The following is a 15,369-nucleotide window of genomic DNA, read 5'->3' as shown; positions in this document are numbered from 1 at the left end:
CCCCACAGGTGGGGAGATTGGCTGTCACCGCGGCTTTCGCCAATCTCCAAGGTTGAAGGATGAGGCGCCGCCGGCGAAGCTGCTAATCTCCCCCCATGTGGGGGAGATGTCCGGCAGGACAGAGGGGGGCGCTGTCCAGCCAGCGTCAGAAAGGATAGGCAACCCATGACCGATCTCCCCGTCCTCTCTCCCACCGAAGCCCGAGTCCTCGGTTCCCTGATTGAGAAGAAGGAGCTGACGCCGGACGTCTATCCACTGACGCTCAACGGCGCGCACGCCGCCGCCAACCAGAAGACGGCGCGCGAGCCGGTGATGGCGCTGGAGCTGACGGAGGTCCGGCGGGCCTTGAGCACGCTCGAACAGAAAGGCCTCGTGCGCCAGGCCTTCGCTTCGCGCGTCGAGCGCTACGAGCATCTGATGGCGCAGCGCTTTTCGCTGACCACGCCGCAGATCGCGGTAATCGGGCTGCTGCTGTTGCGCGGCGCGCAGACGGCGCATGAATTGCTCGCGCGTTCGGAGCGCATGGCGCGCTTTGCTTCGATTGAGGAGCTGCGCGGCAATCTCGACCTGATGATCGGCCGCCGGCCGCCGCTGATCCAGCTGCTCGAACGCGCGCCCGGCCAGCGCGAGGAGCGCTATGTGCATCTGCTGAGTGGTCCGGTGGAAGCGGCAGCGGTGGCGGCGGCGCCCTGGCAGCCGGCGGCGACATCTTCGGACACCGACCTCGAGGCGCGGGTCAAGGCGCTGGAGGAAGAGATCGCTGGGTTGCGCGCCAAGATCGAGGCACTGGGCGGTTAGCTCACTGGAAAGGCTGGCGCGAGCCGCCCCCCTCTGTCCTGCCGGACATCTCCCCCTCAAGGGGGGAGATTAGCAGTTCCGGCGCCGGCGCCCTTCTTTCACCGTCGGCGATTGGCGAAAGCCGACGCGACATCTGATCTCCCACCTTGAGGGGGAGATGCCCGGCAGGGGAGAGAGGGGGGCGAAGGAATGCCTGCCGGCGGCTAGAAGGCGCCGTTACGCCAGCCTGGCATCCAACGACACATTGATCGCTCCCAGCGCCTTCGACACCGGGCATTCGGCCTTGGCCTTCTCGGCCAGTTCCTTGAACTTCGCCGCGTCGATGCCCGGCACCTTGCCGACCAGGGTGATGGCGCTGCCGGTGATGCCGGTGCCGGGCACCAGCGTCACCACCGCCTTGGCGTCGAGCTCGGCGGCCGGCGTGCCGTTTTCGGCCAGGAAGTGCGACAGCTGCATGGCGTAGCAGCCGGCATGCGCGGCGGCGATCAGCTCTTCCGGATTGGTGCCGGATTTGCCGCTCTCGTCCTCGAAACGCGCCTTGAACGAATAGGGCGTGCCCTTCAAGGTGCCGCTCTGGGTGTCCAGCGTGCCGTTGCCTTCCTTCAGATTGCCTTTCCAGACGGCGTTTGCGGTGCGGTCCATGGAATCCTCCTGCCTTGTCGGGGTTTGCGCCGGCGGGCGCCGACGTTCCCAGGAACTATAGCGCGGGCGCGGCGGAAGACCATCCAGGACCCGGCATGATTGTGCTTGCGCGAGGCGCTTCGAAAATTCTCAAAAAAAGAGCATGCAAAAATGTCGACTTCCCGTCTGCCCGACCGTCCTGCGGGCGGCCACTCCCGGCCGATGGAGGTTAAGATGGACAATCTGTTTCTTGCGGTCTGGGGAAAGCCCGAGCGAAAAGGGAGGCTACTTGAAGAGTTCTGGCTCGATCCGCCGGCGCTTGGCTTCGGCCGGCTGGCGGCGGCCATCGCCATCATCGGCGTCGCGATATGCCTGCTCGACCATGCGGCGACGGCAGGCAAAACCGACGCCGTTGCCTTCTATAATTTATCGACGAAAGGAAGCTCGAAATGAAATATGTGCTGCTGGTCTATGGCGAGGAAAAGGACCTCTACGCGCTGACCCCCGAGCGCATGGCCAAGCTCGATGCCGACTCGCTCGGCTATGATCGGGAGCTCGACCGGCAAGGCAAGCTGGTCATTGCGCAGGCGCTCCAGTCGGTGAAGACGTCGAAATCGCTCCGGCGGCGCAAGGGCAAGGTGCTGGTGACCGACGGCCCCTTCGCCGAGACCAAGGAGCAATTGCTGGGCTTCGTCATGGTCGAGGCGGCGGACCTTGCCGAGGCGCTCGACATCGCGGCCAAGATCCCGTTGGCGGAGCTCGGTACGGTCGAAATCAGGGCGATCTACAACGTGCCGGGCTCATAGCCGCCGGTCAGCATGGGCGCGGCGCCGGTTGAAGTTGTCTCTTAGGATACATCTTCAGGGTTTCTTCACGGACGCAACCGTTGCGTGTTGAAGCGATGCCGCGCTTCTTTTATCGTCGCCGCGATTTCGGGGGAATTCGGCATGCCTTTCCTGATCGCCATCCTCGGCCTGCTCGGAGCGGCCGCCATCTGGTGGTACCGGCTGAAATATATGAGCGACGCCGCGCGCGAGGTCGCCGATGTCGTCGGCCGTGTCCAGGGCAACATTCGTCGCAAGAAATTGCGCAATCAGGCCGCGCTCTCACCGCTGACGGCGATCGACGATCCGGTGGTGGCGGCGGCGACGCTGATCACCGCGATCGTCGCGGAGCACGGTCCGGTCCTGCCGCAGCGCGAGGCGGTCATTCGCGAGGTGATCGCGCAGATCGCGGACAGCCAGAAGAAGACCGACGAGGCGGTCGTCTACGGCAAATGGGCCGCCGCGCAGATCGACGACACGACGATCGTCATCGACAAGCTGGCGCCGTTCCTGCGCGAGCGCCTCGATCCGCATGAGCGGGACGACCTGCTCAGGATGCTGAACCGCGTCGCGCAAGGCGGCGGGCAGAGCCTCAGGATCGCCGACCAGCGGATGCTGAGATTGCGGCAGAAGCTGGGCTTCGAGGTGAACTAGAATTCAGGTGAAGCCGGCCTGCAAATGGTGGCTTCCTGCGCTTCCGGTACTCACGTCCTTCAAGTACGCTCCGCTCCGGTTCTCGGAAGCCATCATTTTCGACTCGGCCTGACCTGAACTTGCCACGGCGCCGCAAGGCGATCAGATCGCCTGACTTCGTGATTGGCCGAAACGCCTCTCGTCTCGTCATTCTATGGCGGAGCAAGGAGCGAAGCGACGCGGCGCAGACCATAGAAATCCATTCCGTGAGCTGTAAGCGTTGCAGCGGTGCAGAATTCTGCTCCGCAGCACCTGCGATTAAAGTCACGGAATGGATCCTCGGGTCTTCGCGTCCGCTTCGCTCCCGCTCCGCCCGTGGATGACGACCGTCGTCTAGGCTTCGGCCAGTAAGGCGTTCAGATCGCCTCGCCCTTCAGCAGCCTCGGCGTGTCGCCGGAGAGGCCCGAGGCCTGACGGATGAAGAACTCCTTCAGCCTCGGCATGCGTTCCACCAGCCCCAGCCCGATGTCGCGGACCTGGCGCAGCGGGCCGATGTCGTTGGAGAAGAGACGGTTCAAGACGTCGGTGGTGATGCCCATCTGCAGCGTGTCGAAGCGGCGCCATTGCTGGTAGCGCTCGAGCACGTCGAGGGCGCCGATGTCCTGGCCGAGCCGGTCGGCCTCGACCACCACTTCGGCGAGCGCCGCCACGTCCTTGAAGCCGAGATTGAGGCCTTGGCCGGCGATCGGGTGGATGCCGTGCGCGGCATCGCCGGCGAGCGCGAAGCGCGGTGCGACGAAGGCGCGGGCGAGGGTCAGGCCGAGCGGCCAGGCGCGCGGCTTGTCGGCAACTCTTATTTCGCCGAGCTTCAGGCCGAAGCGCTGCTCCAGATCGTGCTCGAAGACGAACTCGTCGCCCTCGACCAGCGCCTTGGCATCTTGCGTGCGCTCCACCCAGACGATCGACGAGCGGTTGGTGCCGTCCTTGTCCGGCTTCAGCGGCAGCGTTGCGAAGGGGCCGGCGGGGAGGAAATGCTCCTCGGCGCGGCCGTTGTGCGGGCGCTCATGCGCAACCGTGCAGACGATGCCGGACTGGCCGTATTCCCATTTGACCGTCTTGATGCCGGCCATGTCGCGCAGCTTCGAATTGACGCCGTCGGCGGCGACCAGCAGCCGCGCCTTGAGCGTCGCGCCGTCGGCCAGATGCACGGTGATGCCGGCGCCATTGGTGTCGAAGGCGCTGACCGCCATGCCTTCGATGATGTCGATGCCGAGCTTTTCGGCGCGGCGGCGCAGCGCGCCGTTCAGGTCGCGGTTGGCCACCATGTGGGCGAATGGCTCGCCAGGCGCCACCTCGCCGTCGAAGGTCAAAAACACCGGACGCACCGGGTCGGCGGCGCGCGAATCGGTGATGATCATCTCGGTGATCGCTTGCGTTTCCGGCGCGATCTCTTCCCAGACGCCGAGCTGTTCCAGCATGCGGCTGGCGGCCGCGGCAATGGCCGAGGCGCGGCCATCTTTCTGCCAGACGCCGGCGGGGGCGGCATCGACGATGGCAATGGCGAGGCTAGGGCGCGCCTGCTTCAGCGACACGGCGGCGGTGAGGCCGACATAGCCGGCGCCGGCGATGAGCACGTCGAGCGGCGCCTCGCGGCTCCCGTTCGCCTCTGCTCCATTCGGCTTGCGGTCGACCATGGCATCATCCTTTCGCGGCTCCAGCCGGCTGCCGTTTGCGGCCTTGACTGCCTGCACGTCCTGTCCGAAACCGGCCATGGCACATCCTTGAAGGATTTCAAACATGACCGCGGCCATGGACGAGCTTCTCGACATTCTCGACCTCGAGCAGCTCGAACACAATCTGTATCGTGGTCGCAGCCCCAAGGTCGACTGGCAGCGCGTCTTCGGCGGCCAGACCATCGCCCAGGCGCTGGTGGCCGCCCAGCGCACGGTGGAGCCCGAACGCCACGTGCATTCGCTGCACGGCTATTTCATGCGGCCGGGCGATACCAAGCTGCCGATCGTCTACGAGGTCGACCGCATCCGCGACGGCGGCTCCTTCACCACGCGCCGGGTGGTGGCGATCCAGCATGGCCAGGCGATCTTCTCGCTGGAGGCGTCCTTCCAGCAGGACGAGGTCGGGCTCGAGCATCAGCTGCCGATGCCGCGCGACGTGCCGGCGCCCGACACGCTGCTCACACAACGCGAGCTGCTCGGCAAGTTCGGCGAGGCGGTGCCGGAAGGCATCAGGCGCTACTGGGAGCGCGACCGGCCGATCGAGATGAAGCCGGTGATGCTGAAGCACTACACGAGCCGCGAGAAACTGGAGCCGCAGCAGAACATCTGGATCCGCACCACCGGCCCGGTGCCGGAAGACCGCGCCATTCAGGCGGCCGTGCTTGCCTATCTTTCGGACATGACGCTGCTCGACACCTCGACCTTCGCGCATGGCCGCGCCATCTTCGACCGCGACATCCAGGCCGCCAGCCTCGACCACGCAATGTGGTTCCACCGCAGCCATTCGCTGGACGACTGGATCCTCTACAATCAGGACAGCCCGTCGACGCAAGGGTCGCGCGGCTTCACTCGCGGCTCGCTGTTCGCGCGGGATGGGACGCTAATCGCCTCGGTCGCCCAGGAAGGCCTGATCCGGCTGAAACGCTGAGCCGGCTTCAGGCTACTGCCTGGAATACGTGCATTTTCGATTTTTTGCCTATTTTATAAGCAGGCATGCTGCCATGCCCGTGCGCGAATGATGTGCACCGATCGCCCATTCTCTTTGTTTACAACAGGTTAACACCCTGCTTCGGCAATTGGCACGGAGCTTGAATCCTGTCGGGCACTCTCCGGCTCCTCGGGATCGGTGAAGGTGTGCAAACGCGGGGGACCGCAACAGCAAAGGGTGAAACCTTATGAAAATCGTGATGGCAATCATCAAGCCGTTCAAGCTCGACGAGGTGCGCGAAGCGCTAACCGCCGTCGGCATCCAGGGCCTGACCGTCACCGAGGTCAAAGGCTACGGGCGTCAGAAGGGCCATACCGAAATCTATCGCGGCGCGGAATACGCGGTCAGCTTCCTGCCCAAGATCAAGATCGAGGTCGCGGTCGGCGCCGACATGGTCGACAAGGCCGTCGAAGCCATCACTGCGGCCGCCAAGACCGGTCAGATCGGCGACGGCAAGATCTTCGTCTTCGGCATCGATCAGGCGGTACGCATCCGCACCGGCGAAACAGACACCGACGCGCTCTAAGCGGCGACCATCCATTCCAACGGAGAGTTCAATGAATATTCCTTCCACCTTGAAGACGACGGGACGCGCGGCCGCTTCGCTCGCGCTCGTGGCCATGAGCACCGTCGCCGCCATCGCGCAGGAGGCCGCCCCGGCAGCTACTGCCGCGGCGCCCGCCGCGCCGGCGCCGGCGCTCGACACCGGCAACACCGCCTGGATGCTGACTTCGACGGCGCTGGTGCTGATGATGACGATTCCCGGCCTGGCGCTGTTCTACGGCGGCATGGTGCGCAAGAAGAACGTGCTCGCCACCATTATGCAGAGCTTCGCCATCACCTGCCTGGTGACGGTGCTGTGGTTCATGTTCGGCTATTCGCTCGCCTTCTCCGACGGCGGCGCCACGAACGCCTATCTCGGCGGCTTCTCGAAATTCTTCCATCACGGCATCACCGTCTCGACGCTTTGGGCGCCGGGCGTGGCGAACATTCCTGAATTCGTCTTCTCGATGTTCCAGATGACCTTCGCCATCATCACGCCGGCTCTGATCGCCGGCGCCTTTGCCGAGCGCATGAAGTTCTCGGCGCTGTTGATCTTCATGGGCCTGTGGCTGGTCTTCGTCTACGCGCCGATCGCGCATTGGGTGTGGGGCGGCGGCTTCCTCGGTTCGGCCGGCGTGCTCGACTTCGCCGGCGGCACGGTCGTCCATATCAACGCTGGTGTCGCGGGCCTGGTCTGCGCGCTGGTGCTCGGCAAGCGCGAGGGCTACGGCACCACCAACATGGCGCCCCACAACCTCGTTTATTCGGTGATCGGCGCGTCGCTGCTGTGGGTCGGTTGGTTCGGCTTCAACGCCGGTTCGGAACTGGCTGCCGACGGCCTTGCGGGCGCGGCGATGATGAACACGCAGGTCGCCACCGCCGCCGCGGCGCTGGCCTGGATGTTTGCCGAATGGGTCGTCGCCAAGAAGCCTTCGGTGCTCGGCATCATCTCGGGCGCCGTCGCCGGCCTCGTCGCGGTGACGCCGGCTTCCGGCTTCGTCAACCCGACCGGCGCCTTCATCATCGGCATCATCGCCGGCGTGGTTTGCTACCTCTCGGCGGTCAAGCTCAAGCATGCGTTCGGCTATGACGACTCGCTCGATGCCTTCGGCGTCCACGGCGTCGGCGGCATCGTCGGCGCGCTGCTCACCGGCGCGCTGGCAGATCCGGCGATCAATGCCCTCGGCAAGGACGCCTCGGTCGGCAAGCAGCTCTACGGCATCGCCTTCACCATCCTGTGGACGGCGATCGCCACCTTCGTGATCCTCTACATCGTCAAGGCTCTGGTCGGCCTGCGTCCGTCGACCCAGGAAGAGGTCGAAGGCCTCGACGTCACCCAGCACGGCGAAGTTGTGCCGTAAGGCAGACTTCGCCAAGGGCCGGCGGATCCTCCTCCCGCCGGCCCGGAATTCCTCCCAAGATCCCGTCGTGACGCTCTCGAAAGGGGCTCACGCCTTGAGGCCCGGAACACCCTTCCGGGCCTCCTTTTTGTCGGGCGATGATCCAAGCCGTTTCGATCACATTCACTTGATCCGCCGGCATGAAACATCAGCCCGTCAGATTCCGTACTGGGATAGCGGGCGTCATCAAGGCGTCCCCCAGAACAAGAGGGAAGGAAACCACCTGATGAACATCAAGAACATCGTCCTGGGAGCAATGGCTCTTTCGATGATCAGCGGCGTTGCACTCGCCGGTGCTCTCGATGAGCCGTCCAACATGGCCCCGTTCTTCACCGACTCCAGCATGAAGACCATGAAGCCGGAAGCCGACTTCAAGGCGGCCTGGGCTTCGATGCCGAAGGACAAGCAGGACATGATGATGAAGGAATGCCAGGACGCGGCGATGAGCAAGCCTCACGCCGAATTCTGCGCCAATCTCATGGCCTATGGCGGCGCCAACAAGTGATCGTGGAAGGTCAGGTCCCGGAAGGGCCTGATCCTATCGGCGTTTGAAGACAGGGAGGTGGCGGGCCGCGAGGCCTGCCATCTTTGTTTCCGCGCCATGGTCTCCGCGCCATGCGGGTAAAGGCCCATGGTTAATGCGGCCTTAACCTTCCCCCCGATAGTCTGGCGTTCGAATCTGCCGGAATGCGCCATGCGCCCGGCCAGGCAACGATCACGGGGAAGAGCATGCGTTCAGGCGCTTCAGCACCGCTCGCGCTGACCGATACGGGGCACGGCATCCAGGCATTCGCGCGGCGTCAGGTCGGGCGGCTGGTCGGCGCGGGGCTGTTCTTGTTCACCGCCTTCGGCATTGCCGCTCTAGCCACATGGAATGTCGCCGATCCGAGCTTCTCGCACGCCACCAGCAACGTCGTCACCAACGCCATGGGCTATGCAGGCGCGGTGTTCTCCGACCTCGCCATGCAGTTCTTCGGCCTTGCCGCCGTCGCGGGGCTGGTGCCGGCGGTGATCTGGGGCTTCCTTCTGTTTTCCGCGCGCGGCGTCGACAAATTGCCGAAGCGCGGCTTCGCATGGTTCGGCTTTGCGCTCACCGCCGCAGCCATCGCCGGCTGCGTGACGCCGCCAAACACCTGGCCGCTGCCCACCGGCCTCGGCGGCGTGTTCGGCGACATGGTTCTGAAAATCCCGGGCATCGCGGTCGGCGGTTATCCGAAAGGCCTGTTCGCCAGCATCATAGCGGTCATCCTCGCCGCGCCGATGTTGTGGCTGTTCGCCTATGGCTCGGCGCTGATCGCGCGCAAGAACGGCTTTGCCGTCACGGAGCGCGCTGCCCGGCCCGATCCGCGCGAGCAGGACGAGATGCTGTTCGACGAGGATGAGGACGAGGGCGACGAGGGGATACTTGCGCTCGGCGCCATCACCCATTGGTGGCTGTCGTTCCGCGCCTTCCTGCACCGCCGCGCCGAGCGGCGCAGGCGCGAGCGCGACGAGTTCGAACCGCCGATGGAACCCAAGGCAAGCGCCTGGCGGCGCGCGGCCGAGCGGGTCGAATCGGCCGAGTTCGCCGAGGCCCGCATGAGCCCCGGCGGCCGCGCCCGCGTCGAGCCGGAATTCTTCGCCGCCATGGTCAATGACCGCAGCGTTTCGGTCGATCCGGTCGATGAAGACATTTTCGGCGACGAGGAGGACGAAGACGCCGACCTCGACGATTTCGACGACGAGGCGCCCACCCCGCGCCGCGCCGCGCCGGGCGCCAGAGTACAAAATTTCCGCTCCGATGCCGCGACCCGCGTCGCGGCGCCGGCGGCGCGACCCGTGCCGGGCGCCCGCGTCCAGCGCGAGGCGCAGACCTCGCTGATTGGTTCCGACACGTTCGAGATGCCGTCGCTGCATTTCCTGTCCGAGCCGAAGAACATCGCCAAGGATCCAAGCCTGTCGAAGGACGCGCTGGAGCAGAACGCGCGCCTGCTCGAAGGCGTGCTGGAAGATTTCGGCGTCAAGGGCGAGATCATCCATGTGCGACCCGGCCCGGTCGTCACGCTTTACGAGCTCGAGCCGGCGCCCGGCATCAAGTCCTCGCGCGTCATCGGCCTTTCCGACGACATCGCCCGCTCGATGAGCGCGATCGCCTGCCGCGTCGCCGTCGTTCCGGGACGCAACGCCATCGGTATCGAGCTGCCCAATGCCAAGCGCGAGACGGTCTATCTCAGAGAGATCATGGCCAGCCGCGATTTCGAGACGACCAAGGCCAAGCTGGCGCTGGCGCTCGGCAAGACGATCAACGGCGAGGCCGTCATCGTCGACATCGCCAAGATGCCGCACGTGCTGGTCGCCGGCACCACCGGCTCGGGCAAATCGGTCGCCATCAACACCATGATCCTGTCGCTGCTGTACCGGCTGACGCCGCAGGAATGCCGGCTGATCATGATCGATCCGAAGATGCTGGAACTCTCGGTCTATGACGGCATCCCGCATCTTCTGACGCCGGTCGTCACCGATCCGAAGAAGGCGGTCGTCGCGCTGAAATGGACAGTGCGCGAGATGGAGGACCGCTATCGCAAGATGTCCAAGGTCGGCGTGCGCAACATCGACGGGTTCAACGCGCGCGTCCAGCAGGCGGAGAAGAAGGGCGAAAAGATCTCTCGCACCGTACAGACCGGCTTCGACCGCCAGACCGGCGAGGCGATCTACGAGACCGAGGACCTCGATCTCGAGCCGATGCCCTATATCGTGGTCATCATCGACGAGATGGCCGACCTGATGATGGTGGCCGGCAAGGACATCGAAGGCGCGGTGCAGCGCCTGGCGCAGATGGCGCGCGCCGCCGGCATCCATGTCATCATGGCGACGCAGCGCCCGTCGGTCGACGTCATCACCGGCACCATCAAGGCCAATTTCCCGACCCGCATCTCCTTCCAGGTGACGTCGAAGATCGACAGCCGCACCATTCTTGGCGAGCAGGGCGCCGAGCAGCTGCTCGGCATGGGCGACATGCTCTACATGGCAGGCGGCGGGCGCATCCAGCGCGTCCACGGCCCGTTCGTCTCGGACGACGAGGTCGAGAAGGTCGTCGGGCATCTGAAGCTGCAGGGCGTGCCGGAATATCTCGACGCCATCACCGAGGACGACGAGGAGGACGACGAGGACGGTCCGTCGGGCAAGGGCGGCTCCGGCGGCGGCGGCGGCGGCAATTTCGAGGATTCCGACGACCCGTACGACCAGGCGGTGGCGGTGGTGCTGCGCGACGGCAAGGCCTCGACCAGCTACATCCAGCGCCGGCTCGGCATCGGCTATAACCGCGCCGCCTCGATCATCGAGAAGATGGAGAAGGAAGGCATTGTCGGCCCGGCCAATCACGCCGGCAAACGTGAGATCCTGGTGCCGACAGAAGAGGACAAATTCTAGGGCTTATCGATATTCAGGTGAGGCCGGCCTGCAAATGGCGGCTTCCTGCGCTTCCGGTGCTCACGTACGAAAAGTACGCTCCGCTCCGGTTGTCGGAAACCACCATTTTCGACTCGGCCTGACCTGAATCTCGACAAACCCTGGCGCGGCGAGACACCGATCCGGGTCAGCAGGCAACCGGAAATCGTCTGGCGCGTTCAATGCGGGCTCTCGCCTACCCGCCAAACTTAGGCCCCAGTGGGAGTCCAGAAACTGCGGCGACACGAATCACAGAAAGTGACCGGCATGAAGACCCAGACCGAATTCGCCCTCACCCGCCGCCAGGTCCTTGGCCTCGGCCTGATGCTTGGCGGTGCCGCCGCTCTCAATCTCGTGCCGGGCTATCAGCTCATGGCCGCCGCGCAGGCCGCCGTGCCGCCGGCGGCGCAGAAGATCGCCGACCATTTCTCCTCGGTGAAGTCGATGAGCGGCGAGTTCGTCCAGTTCGGGCCGAAAGGCGAGCAGACTGGCGGCAAGTTCTTCCTCGAGCGTCCGGGCAAGATCCGCTTCAACTATGACGGCTCCTCGAACTTCCGCGTCATCTCTGACGGCAAGTCGGTGGTGATCCTCAATAAGAAGCTCAACACCTCCGACCTCTACCCACTGTCGAAGACGCCGCTGAAATTGCTGCTCGACGACCGGATCGACCTCTCCGGCGGGCGCGTCAAGGCCGTCAAGGAAGAAGACGACCTCACCACCATCAAGCTTTCCGACAAGTCGGTGTTCGGCAATGCGACGATCACCATGATGTTCGATCCGAAGACCTACGAGCTGCGCCAGTGGACGATCACCGACGCTCAAGGGAAAGACACGACGGTGATGATCTTCAACGTCAAGGAAGGCGGCAACTTCCCGGCCGACACTTTCGCGATCGACTATACGGCGAACAGAGAGCTCAATACCAAGACCAGGTAGGTCCGCAGATATTCAGGTGAGGCCGGCCTGCGAATGGCGGCTTCCTGCGCTTCCGGTGCTCACGTACTTCAAGTACGCTCCGCTCCGGTTCTCGGAAGCCACCATTCTCGGCTCGTCCTGACCTGAATCTCAGCGAACCTACAACCTGGCGAAGGGCATAGTCCGGCTTGTCTTTACCGCGCGCGGCTGGCACTAGATCGGCGATCTCTTGCCGGACCCGCCTGAATGCCCTTCACCATCGCCACCTGGAACATCAACTCCGTGCGCTTGCGCATGCCGATCGTCGAGCGGCTCCTGAAGGAGCACGCGCCCGATGTGCTCTGCCTGCAGGAAACCAAGGTTCCCGACGAGCTGTTCCCGGAAAAAGCCTTCCGCAAGGCGGGCTACGAGCACATCCTGTTCCACGGCCAGAAGGGCTATCATGGCGTCGCCACGGTCGCTCGCCGCCCGATCGAGCTGGTCGAGAAGCGACGGTTCTGCGAGATCGACGACAGCCGGCATCTTTCGGTCAGGGTGCAGGCGGGCGGCAAGTCGGTGCTGGTGCATAATTTCTACGTGCCGGCCGGCGGCGACGAGCCGGATCCGGAGATCAACCGCAAATTCAGGCACAAGCTCGATTTCGTCTACGAGATGAACTCCGTACCGGCGAGCGGGGACGAAACGTCCGCCTCGATCCTGGTCGGAGACCTGAACATCGCACCGCAGGAGCACGACGTCTGGTCGCACAAGCAATTGCTCAACGTCGTCAGCCACACGCCGGTCGAGACGACAAATTTCGAGGCGATGCGCAAGACCGGCGGCTGGATCGACCTGATGCGGCTCAATGTGCCGGCCGAGCAGAAACTCTACACCTGGTGGAGCTACCGCGCGAAAGACTGGCAGGCCTCGAACCGCGGCCGCCGCCTCGATCATGTCTGGTCATCCGCCAACCTGGTGCCGGCTTTCGCCGGCTACGAGATCCTGCAGGCGGCGCGCGGCTGGGAGAAGCCGTCCGACCATGTGCCGGTGATTGCGAAGTTTGAATTGGATTGAGGTTCGACGTCGGCGGCTAAGAGACGCAAACCTTCGCGTTCGTCATCCTAGGGCGGAGCGCCGCGTAGCGGCGCGCAGACCCTAGGATCCATTCCGTTACCGGTGCCGAAGGATGCAACGATGCAAAGAAGCCTTGGGCAGGCCGCTTCGCCCAGAAACCTCATTCTGCAACGCGGCGAAGCGTCAACGTCACGGAATGGATTCCAGGGTCTGCGCGCGTCGCTTCGCTTCTTGCTCCGCCCTAGAATGACGAAGGCGCTTTCTGGCCGGCGCTTCTATTCCGTAAACCTGGGCGCCAGCTCCTCGATACGGGCGATCATCTGCTGGAATTCCTCCAGGATGCGGTCATGCAACAGCACCGCGATCTCCGGATATTCTTCCAGGATTCGGTGGAACATCTTGCGGCTCAATCGGATCACTTCCGAGTCGACCGCGGCCGAGGCGCTGGTCAGCCGGTTGGTATCGGCGATCAGCGCCAGTTCGCTCAGCATGGTGCCTGGGCCTGCCGTACCGATCGGGACGCGTTCGCCGCCCAGCTCCCGATAGAGCGCGATCAAACCGCTGACCACGATATAAGCAGAATCGGCGACATCGTCCTCGCGGTACAGCTTATGGTCGGCCTGCAGCACGGTGGTCTCGGCGCCGAAGGCGAGCAGGCGCAGCTGTTCCTGCGTGAAGCCCTGGAAAAGCTTCACGCTTGACAGAATGCGGATGTCGTCATCCAGCGCCATCCTAGCTGTGTCCCCGAGCGGTCAGTCCAGTCCCTCCTTTGGAGCGGCGCGCCCTCCTGGGCTCGCGAAACGCTCCACCGTGCATCATGCGATGCGTGCAACGAGCCGACCCCATCACCCTCCAGCACCAGGATCGTACCCGAAGCGGTCCCGCCCGACCGCCCTAAATGTTTGTTTCGACGCAATTCCGGACGGTCGTCCTCGGCGAAGCCGCCGAGCCCAACCGTTTCACACTTTTCCTGGAATTGCTCTTGATCATGAAATGTTTAAGGAACCAGCTTGTAGCCGCCGCTTTCTGTCACAAGAATTTCGGCATTGGAAGGATCGCGCTCGATCTTCTGGCGCAACCGGTAGACATGGGTCTCCAGCGTGTGCGTGGTGACGCCGGAATTGTAGCCCCAGACCTCTTCCAAAAGAACGTCGCGCGTCACCACCTTCTGGTCGGCGCGGTAGAGGTATTTGATGATCGAGGCTTCCTTCTCGGTCAGCCGCACCTTGGCGCCGCGCGGATCGATCAGCAGCTTCTGGCTGGGCTTGAACGTATAAGGGCCGACGGAGAAGGTGGCATCCTCGCTCTGCTCATGCTGGCGAAGCTGGGCGCGGATGCGCGCGAGCAGCACGGCAAAGCGGAAAGGTTTGGTCACATAGTCGTTGGCGCCGGCCTCGAGACCCAGGATCGTGTCGGAATCGGTGTCGTGGCCGGTCAGCATGATGATCGGCGCCTTGTAGCCGCCCTTGCGCAGGATCTTCACCGCCTCGCGGCCATCCATGTCGGGCAGGCCGACATCCATGATGAGCAGGTCGACGACGCCGCTGCGCGCCGCGGCAACGCCTTTTGCGGCGGTCGCTTCTTGCTGGACGTCGAATTCTTCGTAGAGCGCCAGCTGCTCAACCAGGGTGGCTCGCAAGTCGTCGTCGTCATCAACGATCAGAATGGTACGTGATGTCATGGATCAATCCGTTGTTTTAAAAAGAATATTCAGTTGACCTCCCCCCATTTATGCGGAAGCTCACCGGCGCAACAGCCGATCACAGTGATTTGTTCCGTGACCCAATCATACAAGAAAAAACGTGCGCGCAATGCGTCGGGCGCATTTTTGCCGAAGGGCTTGAGCGTTTTGGTGGTGCGCGCGCGCCCCGGCAACCCCGCGCAAGGCTTCCTGCAAGCCGGCAAAACGGTGTTTCCCTGCGCTTTGGGGCGCGGCGGCATCTCCGCCAACAAGCATGAAGGGGACGGCGCGACGCCGTTGGCGTCGATGCGCATCCTGTCAGGCTATTTCCGGGGCGATCATTTCGCGGGCGGGCGCAGGACGAGGCTGCCGATGACGCCGATTGGTCCGGATCTCGGCTGGTGCGAGGTGCCGGACGACCGCAACTACAATCGCCCGGTCAAGATCCCCTATGGCGCCAGCCATGAGCGGATGAAGCGCGACGATCGGCTTTACGATGTCTGCCTGGTGCTCGACTGGAACATCGCACCGCGCCGGCGCGGGCGCGGCAGCGCGATCTTCTTCCATCTGGCCCGGCCGGGCTTCACGCCGACGCAAGGCTGCGTGGCGGTGACGGCGCGGACCATGGCGAGGCTGCTTCCGTTGCTGTCGGACAGGACGATGGTGAAGGTGGTGAGGTAGGCAGTAGGCAGTAGGCAGTAGGCAGTAGGCAGTAGGCAGTAGGCAGTAGGCAGTAGGCAGTAGGCAGTAGGCA

Annotated in this window: 16 protein-coding genes; 12 read left to right on the top strand and 4 right to left on the bottom strand. The window is 64.1% G+C overall.

Features of this window, described 5'->3' with window-relative positions; genetic code table 11:
- Nucleotides 1-165 precede the first annotated feature (165 nt).
- Entirely contained in the window at nt 166-798 is a 633-nt protein-coding gene (locus tag LB529_RS27045) for a YceH family protein (protein WP_224532147.1), read from the top strand.
- 216 nt (nt 799-1,014) lie between these two features.
- Here the strand turns inward: LB529_RS27045 and LB529_RS27040 are convergent, their stop codons facing one another.
- The gene (locus LB529_RS27040; RefSeq protein WP_224532148.1) at nt 1,015-1,440 is read right to left on the bottom strand and encodes an OsmC family protein; all 426 of its coding nucleotides are present in this window, start codon (nt 1,438-1,440) and stop codon (nt 1,015-1,017) included.
- A 105-nt stretch (nt 1,441-1,545) separates the two neighbouring features.
- Between LB529_RS27040 and LB529_RS27035 the strand changes: the two genes are divergently transcribed.
- From LB529_RS27035 to LB529_RS27025, 3 genes are all read left to right on the top strand, one after another.
- Nucleotides 1,546-1,872, top strand: a complete 327-nt coding sequence (locus tag LB529_RS27035) for a hypothetical protein (RefSeq protein ID WP_224712791.1) — start codon at nt 1,546-1,548, stop codon at nt 1,870-1,872.
- Entirely contained in the window at nt 1,869-2,225 is a 357-nt protein-coding gene (locus LB529_RS27030; RefSeq protein WP_095769565.1) for a YciI family protein, read from the top strand. Before LB529_RS27035 ends, LB529_RS27030 begins: the two co-directional genes overlap by 4 nt.
- Nucleotides 2,226-2,366: 141 nt before the next feature.
- Nucleotides 2,367-2,897: a hypothetical protein gene (locus tag LB529_RS27025; RefSeq protein WP_224547093.1), complete on the top strand. Its 531-nt coding sequence runs from the start codon at nt 2,367-2,369 to the stop codon at nt 2,895-2,897.
- A gap of 395 nt (nt 2,898-3,292) precedes the next feature.
- Here the strand turns inward: LB529_RS27025 and LB529_RS27020 are convergent, their stop codons facing one another.
- Nucleotides 3,293-4,570, bottom strand: coding sequence for a ubiquinone biosynthesis hydroxylase (locus tag LB529_RS27020; RefSeq protein ID WP_224602389.1), 1,278 nt, complete (start codon nt 4,568-4,570; stop codon nt 3,293-3,295).
- 103 nt (nt 4,571-4,673) lie between these two features.
- Here LB529_RS27020 and tesB point away from each other — a divergent pair, with 103 nt between their 5' ends.
- The 7 genes from tesB to xth all read left to right on the top strand — a co-directional run bounded on the left by tesB (nt 4,674) and on the right by xth (nt 12,934).
- Nucleotides 4,674-5,537 (top strand): acyl-CoA thioesterase II, encoded by an 864-nt coding sequence (tesB, locus tag LB529_RS27015; RefSeq protein ID WP_095769566.1) that lies wholly within the window; start codon nt 4,674-4,676, stop codon nt 5,535-5,537.
- Nucleotides 5,538-5,784: 247 nt separating this feature from the next.
- Complete coding sequence (locus LB529_RS27010) at nt 5,785-6,123, top strand: P-II family nitrogen regulator (RefSeq protein ID WP_006327120.1); 339 nt, start codon at nt 5,785-5,787, stop codon at nt 6,121-6,123.
- 94 nt (nt 6,124-6,217) lie between these two features.
- Complete coding sequence (locus LB529_RS27005; RefSeq protein WP_318011953.1) at nt 6,218-7,501, top strand: ammonium transporter; 1,284 nt, start codon at nt 6,218-6,220, stop codon at nt 7,499-7,501.
- 265 nt (nt 7,502-7,766) lie between these two features.
- On the top strand, nt 7,767-8,045 hold the full coding sequence (locus LB529_RS27000; protein WP_140698272.1) for a hypothetical protein: 279 nt from the start codon (nt 7,767-7,769) through the stop codon (nt 8,043-8,045).
- A 224-nt stretch (nt 8,046-8,269) separates the two neighbouring features.
- The gene (locus LB529_RS26995; protein WP_224601920.1) at nt 8,270-10,948 is read left to right on the top strand and encodes a DNA translocase FtsK; all 2,679 of its coding nucleotides are present in this window, start codon (nt 8,270-8,272) and stop codon (nt 10,946-10,948) included.
- A 285-nt stretch (nt 10,949-11,233) separates the two neighbouring features.
- On the top strand, nt 11,234-11,902 hold the full coding sequence (locus LB529_RS26990; RefSeq protein WP_140846382.1) for an outer-membrane lipoprotein carrier protein LolA: 669 nt from the start codon (nt 11,234-11,236) through the stop codon (nt 11,900-11,902).
- A gap of 225 nt (nt 11,903-12,127) precedes the next feature.
- Nucleotides 12,128-12,934: an exodeoxyribonuclease III gene (gene xth, locus LB529_RS26985; RefSeq protein ID WP_224601922.1), complete on the top strand. Its 807-nt coding sequence runs from the start codon at nt 12,128-12,130 to the stop codon at nt 12,932-12,934.
- 275 nt (nt 12,935-13,209) lie between these two features.
- On the opposite strand, the gene LB529_RS26980 is transcribed toward xth, so the two are convergent.
- Nucleotides 13,210-13,665: a Crp/Fnr family transcriptional regulator gene (locus LB529_RS26980; RefSeq protein WP_224601924.1), complete on the bottom strand. Its 456-nt coding sequence runs from the start codon at nt 13,663-13,665 to the stop codon at nt 13,210-13,212.
- A 266-nt stretch (nt 13,666-13,931) separates the two neighbouring features.
- Nucleotides 13,932-14,615: a response regulator transcription factor gene (locus tag LB529_RS26975; RefSeq protein WP_095769573.1), complete on the bottom strand. Its 684-nt coding sequence runs from the start codon at nt 14,613-14,615 to the stop codon at nt 13,932-13,934.
- An 84-nt stretch (nt 14,616-14,699) separates the two neighbouring features.
- Here LB529_RS26975 and LB529_RS26970 point away from each other — a divergent pair, with 84 nt between their 5' ends.
- Entirely contained in the window at nt 14,700-15,296 is a 597-nt protein-coding gene (locus LB529_RS26970) for a L,D-transpeptidase (RefSeq protein ID WP_224601926.1), read from the top strand.
- Nucleotides 15,297-15,369: the final 73 nt, after the last annotated feature.

This window comes from Mesorhizobium sp. CA5, from assembly GCF_020165105.1.
Taxonomy (GTDB): Bacteria; Pseudomonadota; Alphaproteobacteria; order Rhizobiales; family Rhizobiaceae; genus Mesorhizobium.
Note: the sequence above shows the minus strand (reverse complement) of the source record. Positions and strands in the feature narration are given on the sequence as shown.